Here is a 15528-nt window from a genome sequence, read left to right as displayed (position 1 = left end):
CGCCCGGAGGACCGTTCCGATGACCGACGCACCACTGACCGACACCCCACTGGTCGACCCCTCGCCGGCCGACCCGGTCGCCGACACCATCACCCTGCCCCCGGTCGCCCCCGCCCCGTACGCCGACCAGCAGTACCCGGACGGCCGGCCCGACGGCGAGCCGCTCGCCGGGCTGGAGACCCGGGACGTCTCCGCCTGGTTCGGCAGCCGCAAGGTGCTGGAACGGGTCTCGCTGGCGATGCCGGCCGGCGAGGTCACCGCGCTGATCGGCCCGTCCGGCTGCGGCAAGTCCACCTACCTGCGGATCCTCAACCGGATGCACGAGATGGTGCGCGGCGCCGCCCTCTCCGGCGAGGTGCTGCTGGAGGGGGACGACGTCTACCGGCCCGGCCGCCGGCCCGCCGAGGTGCGGCGCCGGATCGGCATGGTGTTCCAGCGGCCCAACCCGTTCCCGGCGATGTCCATCCAGGACAACGTCTCCAGCGGGCTCAAGCTGGCCGGGATCAAGGTGTCCAAGGAGGAACGCCAGCACCTGGTGGAGACCAGCCTGCGCCGGGCCGGGCTCTGGGACGAGGTGTCCACCCGGCTGCACACCCCGGGCGGGGCGCTCTCCGGCGGACAGCAGCAACGCCTGTGCATCGCACGGTCGTTGGCCGTCTCGCCGGACATCCTGCTGATGGACGAGCCGTGTTCCGCGCTCGACCCGACCTCCACCCGGCGGGTCGAGGAGACCATCGCCGAGCTGCGCGGGCGGCTCACCATCGTGATCGTCACCCACAACATGCAGCAGGCCCAACGCGTCTCGCAGACCTGCGCGTTCTTCCTGGCCACCCACGACACCCCGGGGCGGATCGTCGAGGCCGGGCCGACCGGGCAGGTCTTCGGCAGCCCTCGCGACCAGCGGACCTCGGACTACGTCAACGGCCGCTTCGGCTAGGCCGGTCCGGCGGGCCGGTCCGCTACAGGCCGAGGAGCCGCTCCAGCACCGCCGCGACGCCGTCCTGCTCGTTGCTCACGGTGTGCAGCGGCACCGCCGCCAGCACCTGCGGGTGCGCGTTGGCGACGGCGTACGCGGTGCCGGCCCAGGCCAGCATCTCCAGGTCGTTCGGCATGTCGCCGAAGGCCACCACCTCGCTCCGGTCGATCCCGCGCCCGGCGCACCAGCGGGCCAGCGTGCTGGCCTTGGTGACGCCGGGCGCGCTGATCTCCAGCAGCGGGATCGGCGCGGAGCGGGTGATCTCGGCCAGGTGCCCGGCCGCCTCCCGGGCCTCGGCGAGGAACTTGTCCGGGTCGAGGTCCGGGTGCTTGGCCAGCAGCTTGAACAGGCCCCGGACCGGCCCGCCGGCCCCCAGCAGCTCCTCCGCCGGGCCGACCTCGTGCTCGATCTCGTCGCCCCACATCGGCACCGCGTACCCGGCCTCGCGGGCCCAGCCGCCCGGGTGCTCGAAGGCGAACGCGGTGCCGGGCAGCTTGGCCCGCAGCACGTCGACCACCGCCAGGGTGGTCTCCACCGGCAGCGGGAAGGTCTCCAGCAGCTCGCCGCGCCGCACGTCCACCACTGCGCCGCCGTTGGAGCAGATCGCCACCCCGTGACCGCCGATGTGCGGGCTCACCTGCTGCATCCAGCGCGGCGGACGCCCGGTCACGAACACCACCTGCACCCCGGCCGCCTCGGCCGCCGCCAGTGCCGCGGCGGTGCGGTCGGTGACGGTGCCGCCGGAGCAGAGCAGGGTGCCGTCCAGGTCGGTGGCGATGAGGCGGGGCGCGCTACGGGGTTCGGTCACCGGTCCATCTTCGCCCATCGGCGCGGCCGGGTCACCGCCGCGGGGACGCGGCCACGGGCCGTCCAGGCCGTGATCAAGCCCTTCATGCGCCGTTTCCGGCCGATCCCCCCGTACCCGGGGTGCCCGGTCGGCTACGGCGGGCACGACTGCCCACGGCAACCCCGTCGGCAGGAAGAGCCATGCCCACACGCCAGCTCCGCGACCAGCCGCCCCCGACCGCCCGCCCCGACACCCGCGACCCGCAGGCGCCCGACGCCTCGCGCGACCCGGTCCTGCTCGGCGACGTCCTCTTCCACACCCTCGCCGAGCTCGCCCGCCGCACCTCCGCCCCGTCCCTCCCCGCCCAACGCACCCGCCCGCACCCTTAGCCCCGCTCGTACCGGCTCGCTCCGGTTCCTTGCGCGCCGGCTACGGGTGACCGGTCCTGCGGGGCGCGCGCCGCGCCCTGGTGAACTTCTGCCGTCGGCCGCCGGCGGCGAGTTCGCCGAGGCGCTCGCCGATCACGGAGACGCCGGGGCGGGGCTCGCTCTCGTAGTACCAGGGCTTGCGCCGGCGAAGCAGCTCGTCACCGTGCTCGGTCCAGGCGAATCCGGGCCTGCGCAGCAGCTTCCGGAACACCGCGTCGACCGTCTCCGGGTGGGCGGCGGCCAGGCGGCGGATCGGCAGCGGCGCGATCGACTCCTCGCGCAGGTACACGCGCAGCAGGTCCTGGTGCCGCCTGCGGCCCGCGAGGGCCGGGTCGGCGAAGAGGTCCCGCAGCATCCCGTAGTCGGCGTAGAAGTTGAGCCCGTCGACGTCGTCGTAGATGACGCCCACTGTGTCCGATGCCGCGAGGGCCTGCGGCAGTTCGAAGGCCGGCAGATCGATTCCCGGCAGCCGCCTGCCCCGGGCCCGGTCGGGCCGCTCGGCGACCGCGGCCTCCTGCCGGTGCCGGTAGTAGGCGTTGAGCCTCTCCTCGACCTCGGCAGGGGGAAGGACCAGTTCGTCGCTGCCGCAGAACCGGATGAACGCGGCCCGGTCCGCCCGCATCGACTCCCATCCCTGCTCGATCTTCTCCGGGTTGCGGAAGACCAGTTCGGGGTGATCGGTGGCCAGGTGGAGCGCGGCCCGGGCGATCTCGGTGGCGTCGGACTTCGGGTAGTGCGACACCATTCCGGAGATCAGCCATGCCCCGTCGGCCGAGTGGACGGGCACCAGGCAGGTGTGCAGGAATCCCCCCTTGGACACTCCGCGGAAGGCCGCCCGCCCGACGTTCGAGTACGTGCGGTATTCGAGGTCGTCGATCAGGTTCAGCAGGACGACGGCGTCCCCGTCCCTGCACTGGACCTCGAAGATGCCCTCGACCGGGTCACGCCAGCCGAGCAGCATCTGCCGGTCGGCCTCGGTCAGGTCCCGCCGCCCTGCGACGAACCGGTCCACCACGGTCGAACCGTCCGGCAGACGGAACCGCAGGATGAAGTGATCGATGATCCGGATCGCCTCATCCTCGTCCAGCCGTCGCTCGGGGCCGGCTGCTTCCAGCAGGAGTGGGGTCAGCCACCGGTCGAAGCGCGCGCTCTCGGCGAACTCGACCAGTTCGCCCTTCAGTTCGGCGCAGCGCTCGATCAGGCCTCGCAATGACGCCTCGTCCTCGCTCGGCACCACGACAGTCATGCTCGCCCTCCCGTTCTCGAAGGTTCCGACGCTCACTGCGCCCAGTAGTGGCGATATGCCTCGACCCACTCCGCTCCGTCCGGAGCCGGTTCCGGCAGGGGAAGGTCCAGCAGCCCGATCTTCTGCCGGAACTTGCCACGGGTGCACAGGGCGACGATCCTTCCGTCCTGGGAGAGGTCGACGCCGCGCACGGTCACCTCGACGTCCAGCACCGAAGTGCTGAACGGCACCGCCAGGTTCTCCTCGACGGCGGTGAACAGAGCCGACACCTCCTCGTGCTCGTCGTAGGTGTCGACCGTCGCCTCCTCGACCAGCGCGGTCAGTTCTCGCCTGCTCAGTGTGCCCATGGCGCCACGCTAGCCGACCTCCCCTTCACCGTTGCGGGAGCGGTCCGAAGGTGCGCCGAGATGCGCGCGTATCGTCGTTGCATGTGCTTGAGTACCGTTATTCTCCCCATCCACCGGTGGAGCGAGGGACAGAAGATCTGACGGCGGGCCGAGGAGCTCGGGTTCCACGCCGCGTACACCTGTGACCACCTGAGCCGGCGGTCGTTCCAGGACGAGCCGTGGTTCGGCGACCTGCCGACGCTGACGGCCGCCACCGCCACCGAGCGGCTGCGGCTGGGGACGCTGGTGTCCTCGGTCAAGCCTCGTTCACCCATCACGGGCCGACCTGCGAGAACACACTGCGGACGGTCCCTGGCGGCCCACTCGGGAAGAGCCCGCACTCGGCCGCCGGCTCCGCCCGGCGGCGCGGGCGGAGCGGGGCCGCCGTTCAGGAGGAGAGGCGCTTCAGTGCTGCGGTGGCGATGCCTTCGACGGAGGTCGGGGCGTCGGTGGGCCGGCCGGTGAGCTCGACGATGGCGACCCTGGTGCCGCTGCGCAGGACCGCGACCCCGCCGCTGACGGTGCCGTCGCCGTTGTACGCCGGGTACCAGTGGGCGGTGCCGCCGGTGACGGTCAGGGTGTGGGCCGCGCCGTAGTACCAGTGGCCGGCGGGCTCGTCCTGGCAGTCCTGAACGAGCGCGACGAGTTGCTGCTCCCAGGTGGCGGCCTCGGTCCCGGTGGGGGCGCTCGCGGCCGACTCGATCAGTCGGCCGTTGGTGTCGAAGGTCCAGGTCACGGACGCGTACGCGGTGGCCTTGCCCTTGGTCAGGTCGCGCATCGTCTCCTCGCCGGAGCACGCGGACAGCCCCTGGCGTCCGGTCAGCGCGATGGTCGCGCCGACCGGGTTCAGGCCCTGCTGGAAGTCCTCGCTCTGGACGAGGTCGGCGGAGCCGAGTCCGGACGCGGCGACCGCAGCCGGGTGGGCGGCGACCGCGGTGCGCTGCGCGGCCCCGTCGGCGGTGGCCGACTGGGTGCCGACGACGCTGACCGTGATCAGTGCGGCGGCGAAGCAGGCCGCGGCGGCGACCCGGTTGCGGCGAACGGACTTCTGCTGGACGGCCTGGTTCTCGGTCATCTGGTCCCCCTGCTGGTCGGGACGCCTGCTGCGTCCTCGTACAACCGGGGAGATGCCGCCGGGGGAGGGAAAGTTGGAGCCCGGACCGGCTGTTTCACAGCTGTGACAGAGCGGCCCTGACGACGCGGTCCATCGCGGCCGTCCCCAGGCAGGCGTCGACCTCCAGCACCCCGTAGTGGTTGCCGCTGCGCAGCACGGCGATGCCGCCGCAGGGCTCCTTGCCCTCGGGCGCTGTGCCGTTGGTGTTGAGGGACCCCTGGTAGGTGCCCATCCAGCTCGCGGTGACGTCCGGGGCGAGCTGCAGCGTCGTGGTCCTTCCGTAGACCCAGTGCCCTGGCGGTTCCTCCTGGCAGGGCACCTCCTCCAGCAGCAGGCGCTCGGCGAAGTTCTGCGCCCGGGAAGGGCTCACGGTCTCGGCGGCGACCTCGCGGGCGACCTGGTCGACGCGGTCGGCGGCCAGCGTGGGGTCGTCCGGGTTGGTGCGGGGGCTGGTCATCAGTCCGCGGAAGTGGGCACCGGGCCCGCCCAGGGTCTGTGTGAGGGTCTTCTCGCCGGAGCAGGCCGCGTTGGCGTAAACCCCGTCGCCGTACCGGTCGGTGACGTGGATCTGCCCGATGCCGACGTCCGGGCCGAACGCCGCGGGTTCCAGAAGGTTCGCGGTCGTCACCGGCCCGGTCGCACCGGTCGGCGAGGCGGAGCCGGAGGCCGAGGGCGCGGGCGTCGGGCCGGACACGCCGGGCGTCACGAGAGCGGACGCGCCCTGGGACTCCCCGCCGACCGCGGCACCCGACCGCGCTGCCGGGGGCGAGGTAGCGCCGGGGGGCGGTGGCAGGACGAATCGGCCGGTCGCCAGCCCGAGCGCGGCGGCTGCCACCAGGGCGGCGACGGCGGACCGGGGCCGGACGACGGCGTGGCCGCCGCCCGCCGCGGGACCGCCGTTCACAGACCGGTGACCAGGCGCTCGCGCATGAAGCGGCGGGCCTGGTGGATACGGTCCTTGACCGTGCCCAACGGGGCGCCCAGCTCCTCGGCCACCTGGGCGTAGGTCAGGTCGCCCAGGTCGCGCAGCACGAAGGCCTCCACCAGGGTGGGGTGCTGCTGCTCCAGCGCGGCCAGCGCCTCCATCAGGTCGAGCCGGGTCCCGGCGATGACGCTGGTGGTGCGCGGGTCGACGGGCTCGGGGAGGTCGGCGTGGCTGTCCTCGGCGCGCCGGCGCATCGAGCGGTAGGTGGACCGGGCGGCGTTCGAGGCGATCACCGTCACCCAGCCCTGGAAGGAGCCGTGGCCGCCGTACTCGCCCAGGTGTGTGCTGATGGACAGCAGCGCGTCCTGCGCTGCCTCCTCCGCGTCGGCGTGGTGGGGCAGGAAGCGCGAGCAGCGGCGCAGCACCACCGGCCGCAGCTTGGCCAGCAGGTACTCCGTCGACCCCGGGTCCCCCGCCTGAGCAGCCGCCACGAGCCGTTCCAGCTCGCCTTCCTCGAACACCTGGATCCCCCCGTTCGTCCCGCCTGGCATCCCGCCCGTCGAACGGGAGTTCCGCACTCCCCCCGACTCCGGCAGAATGCTGCCACATGCGCAAGCTCGGCCGTTACCTCCTCCTGGAGCGGCTCGGAGCCGGCTCCTTCGCCACGGTCTGGAAGGCCTACGATCCGGAGCTCGACACCGAGGTCGCGGTGAAGGTGCTGGCCGAGAACTGGGCCGCCAACGCCGATGTGCGCGAGCGGTTCCTGACGGAGGCGAGGCTGCTGCGCCGGATCGCCAGCCCGCGGGTGGTCCGGGTGCACGACGTCGGGGTGCAGGAGGACCGGCCCTACTTCGTCATGGACTACGTACGCGGCGGCACCCTGGCGGACCGGGTCGGGCAGTGCGACCCGCAGGAGGCGCTGCGGCTGGCCGCGGAGGCGGGCTACGCGGTCCAGGTCCTGCACGAGGCGGGCGTGGTGCACCGCGACGTCAAGCCGTCCAACCTGCTGCTCGCCACCGGCCCTGCGCCCGCCGCGGTGCTGGTGGCGGATCTGGGCAGCGCGAAGCAACTGGCCGACGCATCCGGGCTGACGGTGACCACGGGCACGCCCGCGTACATGGCACCGGAACAGGCCTTCCAGACCGGCGGGTTCGACGGGAGGGCCGACGTGTACGCGCTGGCCGTCGTGGCCTACGAGCTGCTGACCGGGCAGAAGCCGTTCGGCCCGGGCGGACGCGCCACAGCCCTGATGACCGACCAGCCGACCGCCTCGACGCTGCCGGCGCTCCCAGCCGGAACGGAGCTCCCACCGAACGTCGTCCTGCTGCTGCGGGCCGCGATGTCCGTCGAGCCGGCGGACCGACCGCCGACCGCCCAGGCCTTCGCAGACGCGCTGCTGGCTCCGGTCCCGCAGTCCCGGCCCCTGGAAGGCCCGAGGTGGCTGACCCCGCGCGCGGTCTGTCTGGCGTCGGGCACGGTGTTCACGGCGACGACCCTGCTGAGCTGGCTGCAGCGTTGAATCCGACCGGGGGCCGGTCCGCACCGGCGGTCGTGTCCTGGAGAGGAATCCGGCCGCGAACGCGTGAAGGAGCCCGTCCTCTTCGCCACCGGACGGGCGGACCGAAGCGCGCTTCACACGACGTGCTCGATCTCCGTACGAGGGCGCCGGCCGCTGACGGCTACCGTAGGGTCGGTGGTATGCGTCTGAGCACGGTGATCCTCCCCATCCACCGGTGGAGCGAGGGACAGAAGATCTGGCGGCGGGCCGAGGAGCTCGGGTTCCACGCCGCGTACACCTATGACCACCTGAGCTGGCGGTCGTTCCAGGACGAGCCGTGGTTCGGCTCCCTGCCGACGCTGACGGCCGCCGCCACCGCCACCGAGCGGCTGCGGCTGGGGACGCTGGTGTCCTCGCCGAACTTCCGGCACCCGGTGACGCTGGCGAAGGAGCTGATCACGCTGGACGACGTGTCCGGCGGGCGGTTCACGCTGGGGATCGGGGCCGGTGGGACGGGGTTCGACGCGACGGCGCTGGGGCAGGAGGCGTGGTCGCCGAGGGAACGGGCCGACCGGTTCGGGGAGTTCGTGCCGTTGCTGGACGAGCTGCTGCGCAACGACGCCACGACCCGCGAGGGGACGCACTACTCGGCGGTCGAGGCGCGGAACATCCCCGGCTGCGTGCAGACCCCGCGGGTGCCGTTCTACGTGGCGGCGGCCGGTCCGCGCGGGCTGAAGCTGGCCGCCGAGTACGGGCAGGGCTGGGTGACGTACGGCGACCCGAAGGGCCCGGCGGACGTGCCGGTGGAGCAGGCGCCCGGCGTGATCGCGCGGCAGATCGAGAAGCTGACGGCGGCCTGCGAGGCCGTCGGCCGGGACGTGGCGACGCTGGAGAAGGTGCTGCTCCAGGGCTCGACCGCGGAGAAGCCGCTGCAGTCGGTGGACGCCTTCGTCGACTGGGCGGGCACCTACCGGGAGCTGGGCGTCACCGAGCTGGTGATCCACTGGCCGGTCCCCGACTCGGTCTTCGAGAACGACCACGCGGTCTTCGAGAGGATCGCCACCGAGGGCCTCGCCCAGCTGGTCTGAGCCCCGCCGTCGGCGAGGGTGTCGGGCCGGGGCGCTAGTCTGTCCGCCGCGCCACAGAACTGATCATGCGTCACCACGGGGGTTCCTTCGTCGTGCTCGGCCGGCGACTACAAGGTGGCGATCGACGCCTCCGGCAAGGTCACCGAGCTGTGGGAGCGCGCCCACAGCTGATCCGGCGCCAGGAGCGGCGCCGGCCGGCTCACACCTCGGTGACCGACTCGGCGCCGTGCGCACAGCCCAGTTCCCCGGCAGCTCGTTCGGCGAAGCTGGTCAGGAGCTCGGCCACGTGTGCCCGGTCGGGGATGTCTGCCCGGGGGAAGTCGCGGCTGAACCTGAGCGCGGCCCGGTAGGGCTCGGCCTTGCCGTTCAGGGTGCAGCCGAAGGCGACCTCCCCGTCGAGGCCGTTGCCGGGGAACCTGGAGCTGTTCGCCATGATCTGGAGCACCCGTCCGCCCTGGCCCTCGACCCGGCAGTCCATACCGGGCGTGTTGTCCTGCGTCGAGGGGCGGAACCCGGTCGTCACGAAGACCCGGGGCGTGTGTCCCATCATCGTGGAGAACCCCGGGGCGTCGAGGGTGCCCCGGCATTCCCCGTGCGACAGCTCGACGCCCGGTGGCCGGTACTCGGTACGGTCGAGGTACACGTGCCAGCCGAGCAGGCCACCGCCCAGCAGCAGGGCCGTCGAACTCGCGATCACCAGTCGGAAGCGCTTCACCGGCAGACGTCCTTCATGCTCTTCTTCAGCCTGTCCCGGGCGATCCGTTCCAGGTCCGCCTGCTGCTGGTCGGCCGAGCCGGCCCGGACCGCCTCACCGGCGGTGACGACCAGCTGGACATGGCCGACCGGCCCGCCCAGGCAGTAGTCGGAGACGGTCGCGCCGCCGGGCCAGGACGCGGCCACGCTGCCCGCGTCGAAGCGGCGGGCATCCGGGTGCTCGGCGGCCGCGGGGGAGAGGGTGGGCCCGCCGTCCTGGAAGACGGCGGACGTGGTGATCGCGGCGCGCCCGTCCACGCGGACCGCGCAGGACACCGGGTCGGAGGTACGGCCCGTCGACCTCTCCTCCACGTCCTGCCCGCCCGGCGGCAGCAGCCGTCCGAGCGGGGTGTCGTCACCGGTGGGCAGCGTGCAGAGATAGGCCTCCCGGCCGGCCGTATCGACCGGCCGGTGGCCGCGCCAGTCCAGGTAGCCGACCGTTCCGGCGGCCGCGACGGCCACGGCTGCCGCGGCGGGCAGCACCCAGCGTCCTCCGTACCCCGTCATGCGCTGCCCTTCGCGTGGTTGACGTGGTTGTTGGTGACCCCGGCGGTGTACCCGTTCGTCACGCTGATCCCGGCGCTCTCGGCGAGGCGCTTGATGTCGTCCTGGCTCATCCCGGAGGTGCCGCCGGCGTCGATGATGGCCTGCTTGACGCCACCCACCGCTTGGTTCTGGCCACCGGCGTTGTCGTCGCGTGCCGCCTGGTTGCCAGACGCTGTGGTGTCCTGCTTGTTGGCCTCGATCACGCTCTCGGCGATCGAGTCGACGATCTGGCCCGCGATCTCGCCGCCGAGCGGTACCTTGTCGGTCACCGTACCGATGATGGCGTTGAAGGCGTCCTTGCCGTAGCCGACGTTCTTCTCCAGCGCCTCGTTGAACTCCTGGTCGGACTTGGCGTGCTGGTAGTGCACCTCGTCGACCCGGGCCTCGTTGAGGAAGCCGCTGACGATTCCGCCGGCGTGGGCGACGTTGTCGATGTCGACGTTGAGCCGGGCGAAGTCGGTCTGCCCGCCGTCCATGTGGCCTCGGATGAGGGCGGTGGTGTACGCCTGGTTGGCGTTGACCACCGCGCCGTAGGACTCCGGATCCCGTCCGAGCGCGTCCAGCAGACCGCCCACGCTGGATTTGTTGAGAACGGCTGGGGAGCCGTTGACCGGGAGCGCGTGGGTGGTCGAGAGGGCGTTCTGCACGTCCCCGATGTACTCGGCGGTCATGTGTCCGAGGCTCACCCTCATCGCGGAGAGCTTGCCGTCCTCCTTGATGTCCTCCAGGGCGCCGCCGTCGCCGTGCCGGCCGAAGGTGTCCACGACCTTCTGCATCAGGTCGGCCTGCTCGGTGGTGTGCCTGGCCGGCGGGACGGGGCCCGGCTCGTCGTACGGGTGGCCGGTGGTGGCCGCCTCCAGGGCGCGGCCGAGCGCGGCCGGCCCGGCCTGCTTGCTCGCGTCCCAGACCTTGGAGTCCCGCGAGGTGGTGTCCGGGATCCAGTCCTTGTCGTGCACGTAGTAGTCGAAGTAGTCGGCCGGCTTCGGCTTGCCGCCCTTGTTGACCGTGCCGTCCTGGTTGTACGCGGTCGGCTGCTCGGTGAAGAACTTGTTGGCCGCCTCCGGGCTGTGCGCGAGCGCCTCCAGGACGGCGGTGGTGGGGCGGAAGCCGGAGCCCGCCTCGTCGCCGCCGGTCAGGTTGAAACCGTGGATCTTGGAGCCGGGCGGCGGGGCCGGCCAGTACCTGTCCTGGGTGTCGAGCTGGGTGACGTGCTCGGCGATCGGGTTGATGAAGTGGGCGTCGTAGTTCCCGTTCATCAGGATGCCGGAGAGCACCTGGTAGCCGTACGGCACGTAGTCCAGGCCGGAGGCCCGGTACGGCTTGTCCCAGACCGGCTGGGAGCCGGCCTTGCGCAGCGCTGCGGCCCACTCGTCGGACAAGTGCGGCTCGGTGGTGGTGCGGGTGGCGGTGGCGAGGCTGAGCCCGAGGTTCTTCTGGAGTTCCTCGTAGGCCTTCCAGCGCGGGGACTTGTCGTCGCGGGGGTGCGCCGGGTCGCCGACCATGCTGTTCCAGGACTTGATCAGGCCGTCCGGGCCGAGGTCCTGGTAGAACTTGGTGGAGAACTTCGGGTCGTTGCCGTGCGCGGCCAACAGCGAGTTCAGCTCGGTGAGTTCGGGTTCGGTGATGTCACCACCCCTGGCCGCGAGCTTGGCGGCGCGCCTGCCGTCCGCCTCGGGGCCGCTGCCGATCGCCCCGCTGTTGAAGGACTTCTGCCCGTCGGTCAGGCTGTCGGAGCGCAGCGCCCAGGCGATCCGCTCGTCGGCGGCGGTGGCCTCCGCGACCGCCGCGTCGATCGCCTTGCGGGCGGCCCCCGCCTTGTCGCCCCACTCCTTCTGGTAATCCCGGAAGGCCTCGTAGTCGTGCCGGGTGGCGTTGTCGGCCGGGGGCCAGCTCACGGTGCCGTTGTCGGTGACGGTCAGTCCGGCCGTCCGGGCGTCCGCGACCGCCTTGTCCAGCTTGGCCTTCGCCGCCTTGAACTCGGTCGACGCCTCCTTGAAGGTCGAGGCGAAGGCGTTGGCCTCGGTGACGGCGGCGGTCAACTGCTCGTTGGTGCGCTGGAGGCCGGGGCGGGCCTGGTCGGCCGAAGGGCCGCTCCAGCACGCGGAGTTGACCTTGGCTATGACTGTGGTGTCCCAGTCGTCGTCCAGCGACTTGAGCTTCTGGGCCATGGTGGTCCAGGCGGTGGCGGCGTTGTCCAGGACGCCGAAGTCGGCGGTGCTGAGTTCGTGGAAGTCGACCATCGCTGCGGTCCTCTCAGGCGTCGAGGTCGTGCTGCACGGCCGACTCGTTCTGGCGGTAGTTGGTGGCGGTGGCGCGCAGCGCCTGGGTGGTCTGTCCGATGGTGCTGCCGAGGGCGGCGACGCACTGGTCCCAGGTGCCGGCGGCGCCCGCCGCGGCCTTGCCGGTGCTCCAGTTGGCGAGCGAGGTGGAGACCTTGGCGGTGGCCTCGTCGGCGCCCCGGCCGTCGGTGTTGAGGCGCGCGTGGATCTGGTCGGAGTTGTTCCCCGCGGTGGTGAGCGCGTTGGGGTCGGCGCTGAAGCCGCCCCCGCCCCCGCCGCCTCCGCCGCCCGACGCCGAGGCCGAGTTGATCTGTGTGCGGGCCGCCTCCTGGGCGCGGGCCTGGGCGGTCAGGTTCCCGTCCGCGTCGTAGGCCCAAGGGTTCATCATCCGGTCGAATGCGGTCGCCCGATCAGACATGTCGATCGATCCCCTCCCGTGCCGGCACGCTGTTCCGGCACCCCCGTCGGCAAAGAATTCGGCAAGTAGGCAAAGAGTTCGACAAAGGGTACAGGCGGGTTCTGTTTTTGCCGAACCCCTAGGGGGGAGGGGTCACGGCGTCATACCGCAGCAGCAGACGGGCTCGTCATTCGAGCCCATGGCCCTTGCCGCGCAAGACCGTTACGTTGGTGTCCGTGTCCACAGCTGTCATCAAGACGGACGGCCTCACCAAGAGGTTTCCCCGCGTCACTGCCCTCGACCAGCTCACCGTCGAGGTGCGGCCGGGTGTGGTCGGTCTGGTCGGGGCCAACGGCGCGGGCAAGTCCACCCTGATCAAGATCCTGCTCGGGCTCGCCCCGGCGACCTCCGGCCGGGGCGAGGTCCTCGGCCTGGACGTCGCGACCCGGGGCTCCGAGATCCGCGCGCAGGTCGGCTACATGCCCGAGCACGACTGCCTGCCACCGGACGTCTCCGCGACCGAGTTCGTGGTGCACATGGCCCGGATGGCGGGCCTGCCCGCCACCGCTGCCCGTGAGCGCACCGCGGACACCCTGCGGCACGTCGGCCTCTACGAGGAGCGGTACCGCCCGATGGGCGGCTACTCGACCGGCATGAAGCAACGGGTCAAGCTCGCCCAGGCGCTGGTGCACGACCCGAAGCTGGTGCTGCTGGACGAGCCGACCAACGGCCTCGACCCGGCCGGCCGGGACGAGATGCTGGGCCTGATCCGCCGGGTGCACACCGACTTCGGCATCTCGGTGCTGGTCACCACCCACCTGCTCGGCGAGCTGGAGCGGACCTGCGACCACCTGGTCGTGATCGACGGCGGCAAGCTGCTGCGCTCCTCCTCCACCGCCTCCTTCACCGAGGCGACGGCCGTCCTCACGGTCGAGGTCAGCGACCACCCGGAGGACCACGGCCTGGAGCCGGGCCCGGCGGTCCGCGAGCGGCTCGCCGCGGCCGGCCTGTCCGTCCAGCCGGAGGGCTCGCACCAGCTGCTGGTGCGGCTGGCCGACGACTCGACGTACGACACCATCCGCGACGCCGTCGCCGAACTCGGCCTCGGCCTGGTCCGGTTGGAGCAGCGCCGCCACCGGGTCGCCGAGCTCTTCACCGACGCCCACGAGCGGGACGCCCAGGCCCCGCAGGACAGCAGGGGAGGGACGAACGATGTCGCTGCCTCCTGAGACCAGGTCCGCCGACACCGGCGTCATCCACGACATCGGCTACCGCGGCTACACCGGCCCCCGGCTCGGCCGCGCCTACGCCACCCGCGCGCTCTTCACCCAGAGCCTGCGCGCCGCGTACGGCCTCGGGCGCTCCGGCAAGTCCAAGGTGCTGCCGATGCTGGTGCTGGGCGTGGTCACCGTGCCGGCGCTGATCATGGTGGCGCTCTCGGTCGTGATGAAGCGCGACGAGCTGCCGGTCGAGTACGCGGGCTACCTCTCCATGCTCAGCCTGGTGGTCTCGGTCTTCCTCGCCTCCCAGGCGCCGGTGCTGCTCTCCCGGGACCTGCGCTACCAGACCGTCCCGCTCTACTTCTCCCGCCCGATCACCCGCACCGACTACGTCAGGGCCAAGTTCGGCGCCATGGTCTGCGCCCAACTGCTGCTGATGGCGGCCCCGTTGCTGGTGCTGTACGTCGGCGCGCTGCTCGGCGGGATGGACTTCGCGCACAACACCGGGCACTTCCTGTACGGCCTGGTCGCGGCGGTGCTGTACGCCCTGGTGCCGACCTCGGTGGCCGTGGTGATCGCGGCCGCGACTCCGCGCCGGGGCTTCGGGGTGGCCGCCATCATGGGCTACCTGGCGGTCAGCGCCGCACTGGGGGCGGCCGCGGTCGGGATCAGCAACCCCAGCACGACCGGCTCCGACGCCGCGCAGTGGATGTCGCTGATCTCGCCCACCGACCTGGTGGAGGCCCTGGTCAACGAGGTGTTCGGCCTCGGCGGGGGGCTCGACCGCCGGCACGCGCCGGGCGGCCTCGGAGCGGCGGTGTTCGCGCTCGTCGCGGTGGCCATGGTGGCCGGCTCGTACCGGCTGCTGCTGCGCCGCTATCGGAACGTGTGAGAGGGCGACATGGCCACCATCAGCATCGACAAGGTCTCCCGCTGGTTCGGGAACGTGGTCGCGGTCAACGACATCACCATGGCCATCGGCCCGGGCATCACCGGCCTGCTCGGCCCCAACGGGGCGGGCAAGTCCACCCTCATCCACATGATGAGCGGCTTCCTGGCCCCTTCCAGCGGCTCCGTCACCCTGGACGGCGCGCCGATCTGGCGCAACCAGCAGGTGTACAAGCAGATCGGCCTGGTGCCCGAGCGGGAGTCGATGTACGACTACCTGACCGGCTGGGAGTTCGTCCTCGCCAACGCCGAACTGCACGGCCTGCCCCAGCCGGGCGCCGCCGCCCGCCGCGCGCTGGACCTGGTGGAGATGGCCTACGCCAAGGACCGTCGCACCGGCACCTACTCCAAGGGCATGAAGCAGCGGGTCAAGATGGCCTCCGCGCTGGTCCACGACCCGTCCGTGCTGCTGCTCGACGAGCCCTTCAACGGCATGGACCCGCGCCAGCGGCTCCAGCTGATGGACCTGCTGCGCCGCTTCGGCGAGGACGGCCGGACGGTGCTGTTCTCCTCCCACATCCTTGAGGAGGTCGAGCAGCTGGCCCGGCACATCGAGGTGGTGGTCGCCGGACGGCACGCCGCCTCGGGCGACTTCCGCAGGATCCGCCGGCTGATGACCGACCGCCCGCACCGCTACCTGGTCCGCTCCAGCGACGACCGCCGGCTCGCCGCCGCGCTGATCGCCGACGGCTCCACCACCGGCATCGAGGTGGACGAGCGGGAGCGGGCGCTGCGGATCGAAGCGGTGAACTTCCAGGGCTTCACCACCCTGCTGCCCAGGGTCGCCCGGGAGGCGGGCATCCGGCTGTACACCGTCTCCCCGGCGGACGAATCGCTGGAGAGCGTCTTCTCGTACCTGGTCTCCGCGTGAGTGCCGCCGCCAGGACCGTTGTTGCCCAGGCCGTTGTTGCCCAGGCCGTTGTTGCCCAGGAAGGGG

General features: G+C 72.0%; 17 protein-coding genes and 1 pseudogene. 8 read left to right on the top strand and 10 right to left on the bottom strand.

Translation table 11 applies throughout. The features are described 5' to 3' along the window. Positions 1 to 19 precede the first annotated feature (19 nt). Positions 20 to 937, top strand: coding sequence for a phosphate ABC transporter ATP-binding protein (locus AB0O11_RS16950; RefSeq protein WP_363386828.1), 918 nt, complete (start codon positions 20 to 22; stop codon positions 935 to 937). 22 nt (positions 938 to 959) lie between these two features. On the opposite strand, the gene AB0O11_RS16945 is transcribed toward AB0O11_RS16950, so the two are convergent. Continuing rightward, positions 960 to 1802, bottom strand: a complete 843-nt coding sequence (locus tag AB0O11_RS16945) for an HAD family hydrolase (protein ID WP_363386825.1) — start codon at positions 1800 to 1802, stop codon at positions 960 to 962. 161 nt (positions 1803 to 1963) lie between these two features. On the opposite strand from AB0O11_RS16945, the gene AB0O11_RS16940 reads away from it, so the two are divergent. Beyond that, positions 1964 to 2152 carry a hypothetical protein gene (locus AB0O11_RS16940; RefSeq protein WP_224282655.1) on the top strand — a complete coding sequence of 63 codons (189 nt, stop codon included), beginning with the start codon at positions 1964 to 1966 and terminating at the stop codon, positions 2150 to 2152. 40 nt (positions 2153 to 2192) lie between these two features. Here the strand turns inward: AB0O11_RS16940 and AB0O11_RS16935 are convergent, their stop codons facing one another. Then, positions 2193 to 3437, bottom strand: a complete 1245-nt coding sequence (locus AB0O11_RS16935; protein ID WP_363386822.1) for a hypothetical protein — start codon at positions 3435 to 3437, stop codon at positions 2193 to 2195. A gap of 32 nt (positions 3438 to 3469) precedes the next feature. Then, entirely contained in the window at positions 3470 to 3784 is a 315-nt protein-coding gene (locus AB0O11_RS16930) for a hypothetical protein (RefSeq protein ID WP_363386819.1), read from the bottom strand. 81 nt (positions 3785 to 3865) lie between these two features. Between AB0O11_RS16930 and AB0O11_RS16925 the strand changes: the two are divergent. Next, positions 3866 to 4102: pseudogene (locus AB0O11_RS16925) on the top strand (LLM class flavin-dependent oxidoreductase); the annotation flags it as partial. Between the two features lie 109 nt (positions 4103 to 4211). Here AB0O11_RS16925 and AB0O11_RS16920 read toward each other — a convergent pair. The 3 genes from AB0O11_RS16920 to AB0O11_RS16910 all read right to left on the bottom strand — a co-directional run bounded on the left by AB0O11_RS16920 (position 4212) and on the right by AB0O11_RS16910 (position 6383). Then, positions 4212 to 4898, bottom strand: coding sequence for a hypothetical protein (locus AB0O11_RS16920; RefSeq protein ID WP_363386816.1), 687 nt, complete (start codon positions 4896 to 4898; stop codon positions 4212 to 4214). Positions 4899 to 4992: 94 nt separating this feature from the next. Then, positions 4993 to 5841, bottom strand: a complete 849-nt coding sequence (locus tag AB0O11_RS16915) for a hypothetical protein (protein WP_363386814.1) — start codon at positions 5839 to 5841, stop codon at positions 4993 to 4995. Continuing rightward, positions 5838 to 6383 carry an RNA polymerase sigma factor gene (locus tag AB0O11_RS16910; RefSeq protein ID WP_363386811.1) on the bottom strand — a complete coding sequence of 182 codons (546 nt, stop codon included), beginning with the start codon at positions 6381 to 6383 and terminating at the stop codon, positions 5838 to 5840. Before AB0O11_RS16910 ends, AB0O11_RS16915 begins: the two co-directional genes overlap by 4 nt. An 86-nt stretch (positions 6384 to 6469) precedes the next feature. Between AB0O11_RS16910 and AB0O11_RS16905 the strand changes: the two genes are divergently transcribed. Continuing rightward, positions 6470 to 7381, top strand: coding sequence for a serine/threonine-protein kinase (locus tag AB0O11_RS16905; protein ID WP_363386808.1), 912 nt, complete (start codon positions 6470 to 6472; stop codon positions 7379 to 7381). Positions 7382 to 7560: 179 nt separating this feature from the next. Continuing rightward, the gene (locus AB0O11_RS16900; RefSeq protein WP_363386805.1) at positions 7561 to 8448 is read left to right on the top strand and encodes an LLM class flavin-dependent oxidoreductase; all 888 of its coding nucleotides are present in this window, start codon (positions 7561 to 7563) and stop codon (positions 8446 to 8448) included. 199 nt (positions 8449 to 8647) lie between these two features. Here AB0O11_RS16900 and AB0O11_RS16895 read toward each other — a convergent pair whose 3' ends face one another. The 4 genes from AB0O11_RS16895 to AB0O11_RS16880 are packed head-to-tail and all read right to left on the bottom strand — an operon-like array spanning position 8648 to position 12444. Further along, positions 8648 to 9163, bottom strand: coding sequence for a hypothetical protein (locus AB0O11_RS16895; RefSeq protein WP_363386802.1), 516 nt, complete (start codon positions 9161 to 9163; stop codon positions 8648 to 8650). Further along, positions 9160 to 9708: a hypothetical protein gene (locus AB0O11_RS16890; protein WP_363386799.1), complete on the bottom strand. Its 549-nt coding sequence runs from the start codon at positions 9706 to 9708 to the stop codon at positions 9160 to 9162. Before AB0O11_RS16890 ends, AB0O11_RS16895 begins: the two co-directional genes overlap by 4 nt. Next, entirely contained in the window at positions 9705 to 11987 is a 2283-nt protein-coding gene (locus AB0O11_RS16885) for a hypothetical protein (RefSeq protein ID WP_363386796.1), read from the bottom strand. Before AB0O11_RS16885 ends, AB0O11_RS16890 begins: the two co-directional genes overlap by 4 nt. Positions 11988 to 12000: 13 nt before the next feature. Beyond that, positions 12001 to 12444, bottom strand: a complete 444-nt coding sequence (locus AB0O11_RS16880) for a hypothetical protein (protein WP_363386794.1) — start codon at positions 12442 to 12444, stop codon at positions 12001 to 12003. A 215-nt stretch (positions 12445 to 12659) separates the two neighbouring features. On the opposite strand from AB0O11_RS16880, the gene AB0O11_RS16875 reads away from it, so the two are divergent. From AB0O11_RS16875 to AB0O11_RS16865, 3 genes are read left to right on the top strand one after another with little or no spacing between them, the layout of a single operon-like run. Further along, positions 12660 to 13652, top strand: a complete 993-nt coding sequence (locus AB0O11_RS16875; protein WP_363386791.1) for an ABC transporter ATP-binding protein — start codon at positions 12660 to 12662, stop codon at positions 13650 to 13652. Beyond that, on the top strand, positions 13636 to 14535 hold the full coding sequence (locus AB0O11_RS16870; RefSeq protein WP_363386789.1) for an ABC transporter permease: 900 nt from the start codon (positions 13636 to 13638) through the stop codon (positions 14533 to 14535). The genes AB0O11_RS16875 and AB0O11_RS16870 overlap by 17 nt, the downstream gene beginning before the upstream one ends. A 9-nt stretch (positions 14536 to 14544) precedes the next feature. Next, positions 14545 to 15462, top strand: a complete 918-nt coding sequence (locus tag AB0O11_RS16865; protein ID WP_363386786.1) for an ABC transporter ATP-binding protein — start codon at positions 14545 to 14547, stop codon at positions 15460 to 15462. Positions 15463 to 15528 lie beyond the last annotated feature (66 nt).

Source organism: Kitasatospora sp. NPDC093102 (assembly GCF_040683915.1).
Taxonomy (GTDB): domain Bacteria; phylum Actinomycetota; class Actinomycetes; order Streptomycetales; family Streptomycetaceae; genus Kitasatospora.
This window is presented reverse-complemented; position numbering and strand designations above follow the sequence as displayed.